At 39.5% G+C, this 15,437-nt stretch carries 16 protein-coding genes; 6 read left to right on the top strand and 10 right to left on the bottom strand.

Annotation, left to right across the window (positions count from 1 at the left end):
* Nucleotides 1-108 precede the first annotated feature (108 nt).
* Nucleotides 109-753 (top strand): hypothetical protein, encoded by a 645-nt coding sequence (locus tag MHI46_RS04935; RefSeq protein ID WP_039177525.1) that lies wholly within the window; start codon nucleotides 109-111, stop codon nucleotides 751-753.
* Between the two features lie 91 nt (nucleotides 754-844).
* Here MHI46_RS04935 and MHI46_RS04940 read toward each other — a convergent pair whose 3' ends face one another.
* The 7 genes from MHI46_RS04940 to MHI46_RS04970 form a co-directional block, all read right to left on the bottom strand.
* Nucleotides 845-1,462, bottom strand: coding sequence for an NAD(P)H-binding protein (locus MHI46_RS04940; protein ID WP_039177527.1), 618 nt, complete (start codon nucleotides 1,460-1,462; stop codon nucleotides 845-847).
* A 285-nt stretch (nucleotides 1,463-1,747) separates the two neighbouring features.
* Nucleotides 1,748-1,951, bottom strand: coding sequence for an alpha/beta-type small acid-soluble spore protein (locus tag MHI46_RS04945; RefSeq protein ID WP_251181163.1), 204 nt, complete (start codon nucleotides 1,949-1,951; stop codon nucleotides 1,748-1,750).
* A 236-nt stretch (nucleotides 1,952-2,187) separates the two neighbouring features.
* Nucleotides 2,188-3,294: a sn-glycerol-3-phosphate ABC transporter ATP-binding protein UgpC gene (gene ugpC / locus MHI46_RS04950; protein WP_041089628.1), complete on the bottom strand. Its 1,107-nt coding sequence runs from the start codon at nucleotides 3,292-3,294 to the stop codon at nucleotides 2,188-2,190.
* 142 nt (nucleotides 3,295-3,436) lie between these two features.
* On the bottom strand, nucleotides 3,437-4,312 hold the full coding sequence (locus MHI46_RS04955; RefSeq protein ID WP_342503143.1) for a helix-turn-helix domain-containing protein: 876 nt from the start codon (nucleotides 4,310-4,312) through the stop codon (nucleotides 3,437-3,439).
* A gap of 20 nt (nucleotides 4,313-4,332) precedes the next feature.
* Nucleotides 4,333-4,542, bottom strand: a complete 210-nt coding sequence (locus tag MHI46_RS04960) for a YheE family protein (protein WP_003211787.1) — start codon at nucleotides 4,540-4,542, stop codon at nucleotides 4,333-4,335.
* Between the two features lie 152 nt (nucleotides 4,543-4,694).
* The gene (locus tag MHI46_RS04965; RefSeq protein ID WP_251181162.1) at nucleotides 4,695-6,053 is read right to left on the bottom strand and encodes a YheC/YheD family protein; all 1,359 of its coding nucleotides are present in this window, start codon (nucleotides 6,051-6,053) and stop codon (nucleotides 4,695-4,697) included.
* Complete coding sequence (locus MHI46_RS04970) at nucleotides 6,010-7,122, bottom strand: YheC/YheD family protein (RefSeq protein ID WP_039177539.1); 1,113 nt, start codon at nucleotides 7,120-7,122, stop codon at nucleotides 6,010-6,012. The genes MHI46_RS04965 and MHI46_RS04970 overlap by 44 nt, the downstream gene beginning before the upstream one ends.
* A gap of 214 nt (nucleotides 7,123-7,336) precedes the next feature.
* Here MHI46_RS04970 and MHI46_RS04975 point away from each other — a divergent pair, with 214 nt between their 5' ends.
* The 5 genes from MHI46_RS04975 (at nucleotide 7,337) to MHI46_RS04995 (ending at nucleotide 13,227) form a co-directional block, all read left to right on the top strand.
* Nucleotides 7,337-8,470 (top strand): DUF445 family protein, encoded by a 1,134-nt coding sequence (locus MHI46_RS04975; protein ID WP_039177542.1) that lies wholly within the window; start codon nucleotides 7,337-7,339, stop codon nucleotides 8,468-8,470.
* Nucleotides 8,471-8,591: 121 nt separating this feature from the next.
* A complete protein-coding gene (locus MHI46_RS04980; protein ID WP_024425750.1) occupies nucleotides 8,592-8,948 on the top strand; it encodes a YlbF family regulator in 357 nt (118 codons plus the stop codon).
* Between the two features lie 449 nt (nucleotides 8,949-9,397).
* Nucleotides 9,398-10,264: a Cof-type HAD-IIB family hydrolase gene (locus tag MHI46_RS04985; RefSeq protein WP_039177545.1), complete on the top strand. Its 867-nt coding sequence runs from the start codon at nucleotides 9,398-9,400 to the stop codon at nucleotides 10,262-10,264.
* 113 nt (nucleotides 10,265-10,377) lie between these two features.
* Entirely contained in the window at nucleotides 10,378-11,877 is a 1,500-nt protein-coding gene (locus tag MHI46_RS04990; protein ID WP_039177547.1) for a coproporphyrinogen III oxidase, read from the top strand.
* Nucleotides 11,878-11,952: 75 nt separating this feature from the next.
* Complete coding sequence (locus MHI46_RS04995; protein ID WP_039177550.1) at nucleotides 11,953-13,227, top strand: SidA/IucD/PvdA family monooxygenase; 1,275 nt, start codon at nucleotides 11,953-11,955, stop codon at nucleotides 13,225-13,227.
* A gap of 38 nt (nucleotides 13,228-13,265) precedes the next feature.
* On the opposite strand, the gene MHI46_RS05000 is transcribed toward MHI46_RS04995, so the two are convergent.
* From MHI46_RS05000 to MHI46_RS05010, 3 genes are all read right to left on the bottom strand, one after another.
* Nucleotides 13,266-14,489 carry a cation:proton antiporter gene (locus tag MHI46_RS05000; protein WP_039177552.1) on the bottom strand — a complete coding sequence of 408 codons (1,224 nt, stop codon included), beginning with the start codon at nucleotides 14,487-14,489 and terminating at the stop codon, nucleotides 13,266-13,268.
* 3 nt (nucleotides 14,490-14,492) lie between these two features.
* On the bottom strand, nucleotides 14,493-14,990 hold the full coding sequence (locus MHI46_RS05005) for a cation:proton antiporter regulatory subunit (protein ID WP_024425442.1): 498 nt from the start codon (nucleotides 14,988-14,990) through the stop codon (nucleotides 14,493-14,495).
* 65 nt (nucleotides 14,991-15,055) lie between these two features.
* On the bottom strand, nucleotides 15,056-15,382 hold the full coding sequence (locus MHI46_RS05010; RefSeq protein ID WP_260775657.1) for a potassium:proton antiporter: 327 nt from the start codon (nucleotides 15,380-15,382) through the stop codon (nucleotides 15,056-15,058).
* Nucleotides 15,383-15,437 lie beyond the last annotated feature (55 nt).

Genomic DNA, 15,437 nt, shown 5'->3' on the forward strand with positions numbered 1-15,437 from the left:
ATGTATTTTTATCCATGTTTTATAGGATTTTTAAGATAGGTATATATTGTTTTCTCTCTTTTGTGATATTATATTACTTGTATCGTCATAAAAAGAGGAGGTTAGAGAATGGAGAGAAATGAAGTATTTTTTAGAAATGTCATCTTAATTGTGGTAGTAACTTTAATTATTTCTGGATTCAGTGGAATTACATTATCTGCATCGGCAACTGAACAGAAGGGGAAATTAGTAGAAGAAAAAACTAATTTATCATCGGAAATTCATTCATTTAAGACCGCCAAACAGACTGGAGAAGTTCATGCTCTAGGTAATATTGATTCATCAGAATATGCTGCTAGGGTTACTGTGAATTTTAATCAAGCTTTAAATATGGAAGCTGCTCAACGTAATGTTTATAAAAAAGCATTTCAAAAAAAAGATTATAGTAACTTAAAAGATGCATTAGGCGCAAGTTCAACAATACTTGGGTTATTATTTATTGCTAATACACCTACTGGTGTAGTTACTGGAGTGACGGGTTTACTTGCTACAATAGCTCCTAGTGCGCAAGCAGAACTAGATAAGCTAGTGAAAAATGGTTATTTTGAGATGGGTGAATTAAAAGAATTCTTACACAAAAATAAAAAGTATGATTTAATTGATGTTCAACTTCCTTTTATTGAATACAAAGTAAAAGGGAAAAGAATTAGATTTGTTACCGGAAAAGGTGTAATCAAACGAGTTCATTCAAAATCTGGTTGGGTCGCTCTCTGATTTATAATCAGAATTATTTGAATGATCAAAAAAGTCGAGGTGACACCTCGACTTTTTAATAAATATAAATTTTCCAAGATGGGCTCGTCCATCAATAAGCGATGCCGACGCGTTGATGCACAAATTCCTTCGAATTTAACTGCTGATATAAAAAGTGTGCGGTATCTTCAACTGAAATTTTCTTTCCATCTATAGGGAGAAAATCTTTCTCATAGCGATATGACCGTGTCACTTCTCCATCTGGTAAATAGGTTGGACAAATAATGGTCCAATCTAGATCAGTTGATTGAAGGATTTCAAACGCTTTCGCATGCTCTTTAGCTGCTCGGGAAGTAGTCCGCTTTGATTCATTTGTTTCAAAACGGTAAAGCTCCGGCTGCTGCCTTGCTTTTAAAATACCTGCTGTACCAATTGTAATAATTCTAGATGTATTTGTTTGCTTCATGGCTTGTACGATATGCTCCATTGAAACAGATAATGTATCATCACCATCTGTTGATAGACAGCTCACAACAATATCTGCTCCTTTCATTGTCTCAAGCACATCTTCTCGATTTCTTGAATTGCCGGTGACTTGAAACATACCCGCAAGCATTTCTTCTCGGTTTGTCCGAATCAATGAACGAACCATGTAACGATCATCTACTTGAACGAAACGAAGAAATGCTTGTCCTACACGTCCATGAGCACCGAAAAGAGCTATTTTCATCTGTTCGATCCCTCCACTACATACTATAAGTGAAAAGAACCCAAAATGGTACAACTTTTATGTGATGCTTTTTTTATAAAGGTGAAAGGACCGAATACTATGACCATATTCACATAATAGAGAGATCCCTACAAATTGTAAAAGTTCAAAATTCATACCAGAAATAATGTCCATGAAGATCCGCTCCTTTCTACTACATGATATGAGCTGAAAGGAGTTTGGTGAGGGATAAAAACAAAAAAAGAAGACACCATAAGAGGTGCCTTCTATGATCCAGGTATGAAATTAAGCTTTTGATCCGCCAAGGTTTTGTTGAGCGTAAGACACAAGACGTTTTGTGATTTCTCCACCAACTGAACCGTTAGCACGAGCTGTAGTTTCTGCTCCAAGGTTTACACCAAATTCAGAAGCAATTTCGTATTTCATTTGATCGATTGCTTGCTCTGCTCCAGGAACTAGTAATTGGTTTGAACTATTAGAATTTGCCATGATGTGATTCTCCTTTTTGTATATGATTTATTTTTTTGGTTGGGTTTGCTGGAATCGCACCAGCGAAATGATCAAGTCATTTGCCACTTGGCGAAACCCAATGCAGTAACTGCTTTGTACTAAGTATTATGGTTATTTCCGAAAAAAACATACGAGAAAAGAACATGGTAAATGTTGTGTGAACATACAAAAAACCATCACCCAATAATGAGTGATGGCGCTGCTTATATCTCTTTTTATTCAGCTGAGCGGATGCGCAGCTCTGTAGCTGAATCAAAGAAATGGGCTTTGTTCATATTAATCGCAAGAGGGATAGACTGTCCTGCCTGTACATCGGTACGAGAATCAACACGTGCAATAAACGATTGATCATCGATAGAAGAGTAAAGCATCGTTTCTGCTCCCATTAATTCAGCTACTTCTACGTTAGCATTAATTTTTGTGCCTTCAGACGCCTCTATAAATACTGGTTCATCGTGAAAATCTTCTGGTCTGATGCCTAGTATGACATCCTTTCCAATATAGCCTTGGCTGCGTAATACTTTCATTTTTCCCTCTGGTACACGAATGTGAGTTTTTCCAACCGCGATGGCGCCGTCAGAGAGCTTTCCTGTAAAAAAGTTCATTGCAGGTGAGCCGATAAATCCACCTACAAACACATTCTCTGGGTTTTCATATACATCTTTCGGTGCTCCAACCTGCTGAATAAAACCATCTTTCATCACAACAAGGCGGGTTGCCATTGTCATGGCTTCAGTCTGATCATGTGTCACATAGATAAATGTCGTTTGCAGACGCTGATGAAGTTTAGAAATTTCAGCACGCATCTGAACACGGAGTTTTGCATCTAAATTAGAAAGCGGCTCATCCAAAAGGAAAACCTTTGCATCACGTACAATCGCTCTGCCAAGGGCAACACGCTGTCTTTGACCGCCAGACAGTGCTTTTGGTTTTCTGTCTAAATATTGCTCAAGCCCCAATATTTTAGCCGCATTTCGAACACGCTCATCAATCTCTGCTTTCGGAAACTTCCGAAGCTTTAATCCAAAAGCCATATTATCGTACACATTCATATGAGGATATAATGCATAGTTTTGGAAAACCATTGCGATATCCCGGTCTTTCGGTGCTACATCATTCATCCGTTTTCCATCTAACAGAAAGTCTCCTTGTGAAATTTCTTCTAGACCTGCAATCATGCGAAGGGTTGTTGATTTTCCGCAGCCTGATGGACCAACAAACACAATAAATTCTTTATCTTCTATATGTAGATTAAAGTTGTCTACTGCTGTTACCTTGTTATCATACACTTTATAAATTTGATTCAGCATTATTTCAGCCATTTGATGTCAGCCTCCCCAGTTTCTCTTTTTGAAAGCGCTTTATTGTTGAATAAAGTGTATAAAATGGGGAAGAGTCTGTAAATGGACAACGTGCACAACATCCTATTTTCATTTTTGGGCAGGATGCTCATACCTTCGTTTTTTATGAAAGATCGAGTAGAGTCATCATTAAATAAGCAGCCGATGCTTCTGAAAAATGTCGTATATCTAGCCCAGTGCGCTCAATAAATTTATCAATTCGATATTGAAGACTGTTTCTGTGAACATATAATGCTTTTGCTGCTTTGGATGCGTTTAAATTACATTGCATATAGGTCATGAGAGTGCGGTAAACATCTCGGTCAACAATCGCTTCTTTAAAAGCATCTGATATAGCATGAGAGAGGACAGATGCATCATAACAAATGAACGATGGTAGGCATTGATAAAATGTGGCAACCCCTGATCTAAGCTTTTCTCGCTGCATGTGGCATACAAAGAGCTGTTGTTCATTTAATAATCTCATCTGTAAATGGTCATTTGGCAAATGCAGCTGCCCTTGTATAAAGACTGAGTCTGTTAAAAAATCACTTGTAATGGCCAGAGACAAATCATTTAATTGATCTAATTGACTATTTTCTGATGTAGCATTTGGTTGAATCAGCATAGCTGTTTCAGGGCCTGTCCATATGAAATGAGTATGTTCGAGGCTGTTATTCACAGCCTCTTTTATTTGCTGTCTTTGTTCCTCTTGATGGATCATTTGAAAATAATAAACACGGACGGGATGTTGGACAGTTAGTGGTTTGTTTTCAAAAAGATAGCTGAACCATCTTTGTTCACCCTCGGTATGCGCTTTTTGAAATAGATCAATCGGTGTAAGAAAAGAGTTGAGAAGTAGTGTTTCTCTTGCTGTAATCTCCGATTTGTCTACTCCAAATATTTCGCCTTCGTCTGTTTGATACCAAAGAATTTGTTTGTCATGAGTAGGTGTACTGAGGATATGGTCTCCGTAAACAAGTTTTAATTTTTCTAACATGGCGGGGCTCCTTAAACAGTTTAATCATAGACATGGAATAGCATTAATTCGTGGATTTCTTCTTTTAAGGTTGGTTCAACTTCATGGGGCGGAAGCTGAGAGCCCCATTCAATGTCACCTGTTTTGTGGTAGATGCCTTCATAATGCGCACCATTGTGGAAAAAGGATATTTTCCAGCCTGGCAATTGTGCTTTTTTAAAAAGAGGTTTCCATTGAAAATGAGAAATCATATCATCATTGCCTCCTTGCTTTTATTGATGAAACAATAAACAAACACGACAACACGGAAACAACCTTGAACTTGATTTTATTGTATCTCATCTCATGAAAAGAGCATAGAAAAAGCATAAATTTAAGAGCACGACATGTGGCAAAAATGTAGTCAGTAGACGTTCGCGTGATCTGAAGTGGTGAGTGCCGTTTCTGAAAGGTAAGATGCGAAATCCATGATTCTTTTCCCGATCAGCCATTCTGATTTTTTCAAAGAGACATGCTGGAAAATCTCTCGGCCAGGGCGAGAATTGGCCTCAAACATCCAAATGGCGCCTGTTTGATCAATGCCTAAGTCAAAACCGATTTCACCAATATGCCCGGTCATTTTTTTATCTATTACTTGGCTAAGCGTGATGGCAGTATGAGAAAGCTGATGTAAAATCTGCAAACGTTTCTTTTCTTCTGGAAAGACAGCATAAAGTGTTTTCACCGTTCCGCCGTGTAACTGGTGAGTTGTGATGGTGTGATCTCCAGAAATTTTTGCTGCTGCTGCTGTGACTGTCCAATCACCGTCTTTATTTTTATTCGTATGAACTCTGAAATCCATCGGCTGATTGTCTATTTGAAGAAGCTCAATGCCTTGTTGTGCAATAAAATCATGAATTGCATGATCTTTTCGCAGCCTTTGAACAAACTGATCTATTGAATCATATGGAATAGCCCTTCCAAAATTTGAGCATACAGTGATTCCGTGATTTTCCTTTTTTAACCGATAAATACCGTCTCCATGACTTCCATTCGTCGGTTTTAAGTATATAACTTGATGCAGGTGGAGAAGTGTTTCAATTTTACTTAGAGCGTCCATGGGATCTAATTGTACAGAATGTGGGAGAAAGGACCATGTTTTTTCATCTGTTAATAGCTGTTCATGAATCTCCCATTTATTAAAAAAGTAAGGGTTGAACCAAGGGATATTATAGTCTTGGGTGAGTTTTCGCTTCGTTTCTTGAATGAGTGCTGACTGAGCAGCTTTTCTATTTGGAAGACGGTCATAAATGACTGACGGCAGGGGAAGCTGTTTTTTAACCCATGAACCTTGCTGGTACAACAATCCTTCTACAATTCCTTTTTCCCAATCAATAGAATGTGACCCAAAAAGATAGGCAAAACCAGCATGCTGTCTGAAAGAATTCAGCAGTTTGATAAAGAATTGTGATCTTGTTCCTAATGGCTGCGTGCTTTGCTCAAAGCCTGCAGTGAAAATGCCCATCAACGGCCCTATAAAAAGTGTATGGTCAATGATGATCACATCAGCTTTTGATTGGTAAGGAATCAGTAAATCTCTGTATAGATTTTCAGATAATAATATTTTCTTTGGATGCTGATGATAGGAAATGTTGAAGCCATCAACTAAACGAGACCCTAGAGCAAGAGAATAGATGGCCTCTTTCTGTTTATAATGGTCTGGAAGATGAATTGTTTTTTCACTTGTGAGGTGTGGGGCGATGATGCAGCGATTTTTGTTCATAAGAAACCTCCTTCGGTTGAGACATCATCGATTGCGCATGTTCAAGAATGGTACGAATCAATTGATGTTCCTTTTCAGGGTAAACTTTTAAAAAAGCGGACCGTCCTGGCTTTGATCTGACATTTGATATGAACAGCCTGCCTTCACTTGTATGAAGTAAGTCTACTGCGAATTCAAAGCAAGGAGAGTACGTTTTATCTATATAAGCTGGAATTGATGCCTGAATGGATGCAATATCATCTAAAAGGAGCTCCTTGATGTGTGGCTGCAATGTATGTAGATAGTGTTCAAAGCCTATCACAGGATCCGATTTTTGTGTATAACTTAAAAGACTATTTTCTGCAGGTGATTTTGTGTGAATCCCCATGCGTTTCCATTGATTTTGTGAATCTTTCATAAGAAAAATCCTGATTTCATTAAATAAAGGTTCTTTTTGATCACTCGTGTTGAAAAATTGAAGGAAATACCGGCCTGCATATTTTTTGCACCAGCGCTCCATCTCTGACGCCCGAGAAAATGTAATGGTTTGATTTGAACTTAGCTGAACGGTGAATGTTGACTTGCCATCAAAGGAAATGAAGTAAGTAGATGCTGCATGCTGCTGGGAGAGAGGCTGCATTCTATAATAACCGCCAGCCCCGCACTCCCTTACCATATTGATCAGATCTGAGGGCTCTTTTAATAAAGAGCAGCCAGGTAAATATGGCTGTAAAGCAGAGAGGAGGCGGAGCTGTTCAAATAGCACCATTTTATTTGAAATGCCGGTATTCAAAAAATCTGTTTTTGGATACTTTTTTAGCCATTCCATGATGGGTTTTGCTTTTTTAGATTGTGCGTCATGCCGGTAAAGACATCGATCGTAAATCAAATCGGGAATCGGAAACTGTGCGTCGGCAAACCCTTGGTCATTCATATATGTTTGACCTTGTATCAAATTTGAAGCCGGCTTTAAATCAAGTGGTGTAAAACGAACAACCTTTAAATGATAAGAAGAGGCAGCTTTGGCGAGCTGACGTGTAAATGCCTCTTCATACTGCGGAGAAAGGGTTACAATACCTAATGTTGTCATTAAAAAACACCTTCTTTTCAACTTCTTTTTTTACCATCACAAAAACGTTTTTTTATGATTTTACTTAAAGCTTGCGCTCCTTTATCATTACGACAGATCGCTTGATCATATGTCTCGCTGCATACTTCATTTGCTTGGAAACTTGACAACAACTATAATACGTATAGATCAAAACAATAAACATCGGGTGTTGTTTGAAAGGTAGATGACGACTTTGAATATATTCACAACGTTTATCTTTATGATTGTTATCGGCGCAGTCATAGGAGCAGCGACAAACCATCTTGCAATTAAAATGCTTTTTCGGCCTTATAAGCCATATTACTTATTCGGAAAACAGCTTCCATTTACACCAGGGCTTATCCCTAAAAGAAGAGACGAAGTAGCCAAGCAGGTTGGTGTCATGGTTATGGAGCATTTGCTCACGCCAGAAGGTATTCAAAAGCGATTTGAATCATCCGAGGCAAAGCAAGAGATCCTGCGTACAGTCCATCGATATATTGACAAAGGCGCAAATATGGAGATAACCGTATTCTCCCTGCTAGAAAGATTCGGCGTTACAGAGGCTGATGTCAAAGCAGATAAATGGCTCCATCAGTGGTCTGATCAGAAGCTCAAGTCACTGCTTGAAACTTATAACCAGCAAACTTTATCTGAATTGCTCCCTGTAGAAGTGGAAAACAAAATATCATCGAAAATTCCAAATGCAGCAGATTATATTTTAAAGAGAGGCATTCATTATTTTGAAAGTGATGAAGGCAAAGCAAGGCTTGGCAATATGATTGATGATTTCTTAAAAGAACGGGGAATGCTTGGCAGTATGGTCCAAATGTTTCTAGGGAATTCAAGCTTAATTGATCGTGTACATCCCGAAATCATCAAGTTTTTAAGAAACGCAGAAACAAAAAGATTTTTATCCGATTTGCTTGTTCAAGAATGGGACAAGGTGAAGCAATTTTCTCTTCATGAGCTTGATGAAAAATGGAATGTGAAGGAACTTATTTTTAGTGTGAAAAATCAATTGCTTTCTCATTTCTCTACAAAGCTGATATTAGACAAACCTGTTGGGATATACGTCAGTGCTGTCGCGGATGATCTTAAAACACACTTTGCGCCAGTGTTGATTGATAAGGGGATCGGAGCGGCTTCAAATGCTTTAGAGGGTCTGCTTGCTAAGCTGCAATTTGAAGATATCATTCGTGAACAAATTGAACTTTTCCCGCTTGAAAAAATGGAAGAGCTAGTAGTCAGCATCTCCAATAAGGAGCTGAAAATGATTACATTTCTAGGCGGTCTTTTAGGCGGGATGATTGGTGCTATCCAGGCTGTTTTTGTGGCTCTATTCTAAGACAAGCTAGAGAAATTTTAATGAATTCATTGTATATATGTGAAACGAAAGCCATAGTTTGTTATAGTGGAGTGGTGTCCGCCGATCATATCGGTGATAACGGATAGAAAGGAGACATAACATGTCTGTAAATCTTTACGATGTTGCATATGACCTTGAAAAAGCATTGCGTCATAGCGAAGAATATTCAACTTTAAGAAATCTTTATGATGAGGTAAACGCGGATGAGTCCTCTAAAAGAATGTTTGAGAACTTCCGTGACATTCAAGTAAACCTTCAACAAAAACAAATGACTGGTCAAGAGATCACACAAGAAGAAGTGGAGCAAGCTCAAAAAACAGTTGCGCTTGTTCAGCAGCACGACAAAATCTCTCAGTTGATGGAAGCGGAACAACGTGTGAGTGTTCTTATCGGTGAATTAAATAAAATTATCATGAAGCCACTTGAAGAACTTTATGGGAATCCAGAAGAAAACTAATGGAAAGGGCGATGTCATTCGCCCTTTTTTGTTTTATCTTTTCTCCTCAATATCTTTTAAAAAAAGGTTGTCGAAGCACATAAATTCTGCGATAATACTTATATTGAAAGTGCTTTCAAAAAGGCGCTCTCAAGGGACAATTGGGTGCGTTTCACTTGGTATTTAAGGCAGTGAGCCAAACGAGAGAGAAGCGCTTCTGGGAGAAACGCAAAGCATAAGGGGATCTGATATAAGCAATGCTTTGGTGTGTGAAAGATAAGGGGATCATGGGGAGCTTCATCACTCCATTGTAACGCATCCAAACCATACATAAAAAAAAAGCCTAGGGGTAGGCTTTTTTTATTTATCAATCATTCATAACCTGTGGCTCTTTCAACTGCATGTTCTAAAGCGCCAAGCTAGGGCATATCCTCATCGTAAGTACAGTCATCAAGAAGGGGGATGCCTCAGTGTCAAAAAAACTACTTGCACTCAATATAGATGGGACGTTACTTCGTTCCAATGGTAAAATCCATTCCGCTACAAAAGAAGCTGTGGAATATGTAAAGAAAAAAGGGGTTTACGTGACGATTGTCACCAACCGGCATTTTCGTTCCGCTCAAAAAATTGCCAAGGCGTTGAAGATTCCAACATCAACCCTTGTGACGCATAGTGGTGCATTTATCGCGGATAAACTCGATGAGCCGCTTCATGTGAAAAAATTAACGGAAGAAAAGACATTTAATCTTGTGCAAATCCTTGAAAGCTTCGATTGTAATGTCCGCTTGCTGCATGAAAAATTCTCGATCGGCAACCGGAAAAAAACGCAGTCTCAGCTGATGGGAAAGACGCTCATTCATCCGTCTGATCCAATTTTCTATCCCGTTCAGTTTGTTGAATCGTTAAGTGATATGCTGATGGATGAACCGGTCAGTACACCAGTGATTGAAGTATATTCGACAGCGGAGCTTCAGCCTGAGATTCACAGGACCATTCAACAAGCATTCCCATCTGTTGATCTTATTAGGATCAGTGATGAGAAAATGAATATTGTCTGCAAAGGGGTTTCGAAAGAAGCGGGACTTTCTCTCTTAACCTCTGCACTCGGTTTTACTTTAGAAGATACGGTCGTTATTGGACATGGAACAGATGATATTCCAATGCTTGAATTGGCTGGTTTAGGCGTTGCTATGGGAAATGCTCCCAATGATGTCAAGCGCAAAGCCGATTGGGTGACCCGCTCGCACGATGAACAGGGTGTGGCTTATATGATCAAGGAATACTTTAGAATGCAGCAAAGAGAAGGATTTTTACATCAATTTGATATTAAAAGATAATACAGTGAAGGCCCTGTCAATCAAGAAATGACAGGGCCTTCGTCTGTTCCCTTCATTGCTTTTCCTACATGAATTTTGTAAAATGAAACAAGTTTGAAGATAAAGGTGATATGATGCGAATTTTAATTAAAGGGCTGTCAGATGAACGATTTCATCGCCCGCTTGTCAATATAGCCAATTTATTTGAAGAAGATAGTGAAGTGATATTTGAACCAAGTGAATTTAATGATGGTTTGGTCATTGAATTTAGTTGGAAGGAAGAAAATGGCATGGTGGAAGCGTCTGGCTATATCGATGGATCAGATATCACCAGTCGTTTTTCACGGGATCTCCCAAAGAACTTAAACGATAAGGAGCGCTGGAAGCAAATCAAAAACACAGTGCTGTCTGTTTATTTACACTTGCTTCAGGAGCACACAGGAATGACACAAAAGTGGGGGATTCTCACAGGAATACGTCCTACGAAATTGCTTCATAAGATGCTGAGAGAAGGCATGTCAAAGGAAGATGCACATGCGACATTAAAGCGTGATTACTTGATTCATGATGAAAAAATCAATTTGATGCAGGAGATTGTCGACCGTCAGCTTAAAGCCATCCCAGATCTGTATGACCTTCAGCAGGAAGTGAGTATTTATATCGGCATTCCTTTCTGCCCCACAAAATGTGCTTATTGTACGTTCCCTGCTTACGCCATTAAAGGACAAGCTGGTAGAGTGGGAACGTTTTTGTTTGGTCTGCATTATGAAATGCAAAAAATGGGCGAATGGCTAAAAGAACATGGGATCAAAGTGACGACCGTTTACTTTGGCGGAGGCACGCCAACGAGCATCACAGCGGAAGAAATGGATTTGCTGTATGAAGAAATGTATCGCTCGTTCCCTGATGTGAAGCATATACGGGAAGTAACTGTCGAAGCAGGGCGTCCTGATACGATTTCTCCTGATAAGCTAGAGGTGCTAAACCGCTACAATATTGACCGAATTAGCATTAACCCGCAATCGTATGAGAATGAAACACTAAAAGCTATTGGCCGGCATCATAGTGTGGAAGAAACGATTGAAAAGTATCACTTATCAAGACAGTACGGCATGAATAATATCAATATGGACTTAATCATTGGATTGCCGGGAGAAGGGCTCAAAGAATTCCAGCACTCCTTGCAGCAGACTGAGGAACTCAAGCCTGAATCTTTAACTGTGCATACACTTTCCTTTAAAAGAGCATCTGAAATGACGCGCAATAAGGAGAAATACCAAGTAGCAGACCGAGAAGAAATCACACGTATGATGGATGAAGCGGTCACTTGGACGAAAGCGCATCATTATTACCCATATTATTTATATAGACAAAAAAATATTTTGGGAAATCTCGAAAATGTCGGGTATTCATTAGATGGACAGGAAAGCTTGTATAATATCATTATCATGGAAGAAGTACAGACAATCATTGGCATTGGGTGCGGTGCAGCAAGTAAATTCATTGATCCACGGTCAGGGAAAATTACACAGTATGCCAATCCAAAAGATCCAAAATCGTATAATGACCGCTATGAACACTATACAGAAGAGAAAATTCAATTCCTTGAATCATTATTTGTTTCTCACGTTTAAACACTGCGATGACGCAGTGTTTTTTTCATTTGTAAAAGGGTATATAAGTGATAAAAAGTTAAAGCAGGTGTACATATGATAGATGTGATCGGAATTGGGGTTGGGCCTGCCAATTTAGGATTGGCCGCTTTGTTAGAGGAGTATGAGGATGTCTCATGCTGTTTTTTTGAACAGGAGTCTGAGTTTGCTTGGCATCCCGGTATGCTGATCAAAGGAACGGATTTACAAGTTTCCTTTTTAGCAGACCTTGTCACAATGGCGAATCCAAGGAGCAGGTATACCTTTTTAAATTATTTACATGAATCAAATAGACTTCACCGCTTCTATACATTTGAACAGTTTGATATCCCGCGGAGAGAATTCAATGAGTATTTATCATGGGTTGCAGGAGAGTTAGATAGCTGTCAGTTTGGGATGAAGGTAGAAGAAGTGACGGACTGCCAAGAAGGCTACCTTGTGAAAGTCAGACGATTGAAAGATGGTTCACTATCTGAGTATCGTGCAAAGCATGTCGTGCTTGGAACAGGAAGTAAACCGATGATTCCGGTCGATGTGCCTGAAGCAGCATACCCATATGTGACCCATAGCAGCCGTTATTTAGAACAGCAGAAATCACTTCACGAAGCTGAGTCGGTGGCGGTGATCGGTTCAGGGCAGAGTGCAGCCGAAATTTTCTTAGACCTGCTACAGCATCAAAAGAAAGGCCAGCAGCTTTCGTGGTTTACGCGTTCTAGTGAATTTAGAGAGCTGGAGACGGCTGAGCTTGGCCAAGAGCTTTTTACACCAAAGTATGTCGAGTATTTTCATTCGCTTCCTTATGAAGAACGTATGAACACATTGCCTAGGCTGACAGGATTAAGAAATGGCATCGATGCATCGACGCTTTCGCGCATTTATCAGGAATTGTATCATCGCTCTGTTTCAGGTGAAGAGCCATCTGTGATCATTCAGCCAATGACCGAGCTTGAAGCGATTCAAATAGGAAAGCAGCAGCCCTTAGAGCTGCACCTCAGACAGTGGCAGCTGAAGAAAGAAAAAAGCATAACAGCAGATCATGCCGTATTAGCTACAGGGTACACACCGAATATCCCTGAATGGTTTGACGCATATGAACCTTTGATTGAATGGGAAAGTGATGCGCATTTTAAAGTGACAGACGACTTCAGGCTTGTGTTCAAAGACAAGCGCTCAAATCATTTCTTTACATTCACGAATCTTGATCATTCTCATGGAACAGCGGCGACCAATTTAAAACTATCGATTTACCGCAACCAGAAAGTGATTCAAACCATTCGCGGGGGCGAGGAAGCGCCAGTCAAGCAAGAAACTGCATTTCAGCAATTTGAATAAGACATAAAAAAGGGCCCAAGCATAGGGCCCCTTTTTTATTAGATCGTCGTTTCTTTTTTTACTTTTGGTTTTTCAGGTTTCCATTTGAAGATTTTGTTGAGGATTTGATAGATTTTCTTAGATTCTTTCGTTACGAGCGGTCCTAAAATCGCAAGAATTAAGACATACAATGCAGCGAAGGGCTTCAAAGTAGCGGCAAGTCCGCCCGCAATGCCAAGCTCGGCAACAATGATTGAAAACTCTCCTCTCGATACGATGGTTAATCCAATATTAGAAGAGGCTTTATGAGAAAATCCAGCTCTCCGTCCAGCAAACATTCCGGCAGTGAAGTTTCCAATTAGGGTAAGCATCACAGCGCCGATCGCAAGCCAGAAGGCATCACCCAATGTAAATGGATCAATACTGAGACCAAAGCTGAAAAAGAACATTGCTCCAAAGAAATCTCTAAACGGAACCACGAGATGCTCGATGCGGTCAGAGTGCTCTGTTTCTGAGAAAACAAGACCAAGTAAGAGAGCCCCAATAGCCTCTGCTACATGAATCGTTTCTGAGAAACCAGCGACAAAGAACAAAGCCGCAAATATCACAATGATGAACACTTCGTTCGAACGGATATCAAACAACTTGTTTAATAGTTTTGGCAGCTTTCGCGCAATAATAAAGAAAAGCATCATATAACCAAAAGCAATTAAAATAGATAATAAGGCACCGCCAACAGTAGTGGCATCTCCTAGGACAAGACCTGATACGACGGATAAATAAACAGCAAGGAAAATATCCTCAAACATAATAATCCCTAGAATTAACTCTGTTTCAGGATTTGCCGTCCGTTTCAAATCGACAAGGACTTTGGCTACAATGGCGCTGGATGAAATGGTGATAACCCCTGCCATAATGAGAACCTCAAGGAATCCAAACCCTGTGATAAAACCGTAGAGCAGTCCTAAGCTGAAGTTGATCAAAATATAAATAGATCCGCCGACTGCAATGGATTTACCCGATTTAATGAGTTTTCCGACAGAGAACTCAAGTCCAAGATAGAAAAGCAGGAACAGGACGCCCATTCTGCCAAAAAACGAAATAATCTCGGTGCTTTCGATAAATTTTAAATCAATAATCCCGATAGTTGGAGCATGCGGCCCAACAATCATTCCGAGGACAATGAGAAAAGGGATGATAGAAAATTTAATTTTATTGGCGATTAAGCTGGCAATGGCGATAAGAATAAGCGCCGTCCCAACTTCAAAGACTAAATGATCCATTCATCACTCTCCCCCTCTAGAAAGAAAATCACGTACCAATCGCTTCAAGTGTTTTCTTTCGCCCGAAATGACCATCGTATCATTTGCTTGAATAATCGAATCGGCACCAGGGTTGAGTAATTTTTCATTTGTATGTTTAATGATCGCAATCACGGTGACTTCATAATTTTGTCTCACATCTAAATCACCGAGTGTATGTCCCACCGCTTTTGCACCTTTTTCCACCTTAAACCATTCAATGATCAAGTCATTGAATGCCATTTCAATGGTTTCTAGTGCCTGCGGTTTATACACCATACCGCCGATAATAGCAGCGATTTGCCGGGATTCAGCATCATCGAGTGAAATGGTAGACAGGACTTCATCTGGATCATCATCGTCAAAACGATAAATTTCCCGTCTGCCATCATCATGAATCACAATCGTCATCTTTTCTCTATTTCTCGTTTCAATTTCAAATTTCTTTCCGATCCCAGGAAGATCATTTTCTTTAATGTTCATTTTATCCCTCCGAATTTGATAGGCTGTGTTTTTTCTAATAGTAAATACGGATGAAATAAAATGAATCAGTAGAGGTAATTAGATTGATACATAACGGGGATCGCGCACTTCATTTCCAAAAAACATAGATCAAAGGATAATGCAGCTGATGGGGCAGGCTTTGGCAGAAAAGTCTTGGCATCCGCCATTGATAATCTGTCCTTCAGCAGAATGGATGAAGCATGTTTTTTTGAAAATGAAGGTGTCTTCACAGCATTAATTTCTTCATCATAGATGGATGGAGAAATCAGGCTAGGTGTGCTCGCTTCTGCTTGTGACGCAAAAACGACATTTGAAAAAGGAGAAAACATGACGATGAAGCTAACCAATATCATGATGGAACATCTGATCAATCATCCTCCTCCTTTCAAATTTATTTTCTTTCTTATTTTACTATATAAAAATATA

Source organism: Bacillus sp. FSL K6-1000, from assembly GCF_038630785.1.
Taxonomy (GTDB): Bacteria; Bacillota; Bacilli; order Bacillales; family Bacillaceae; genus Bacillus; species Bacillus safensis.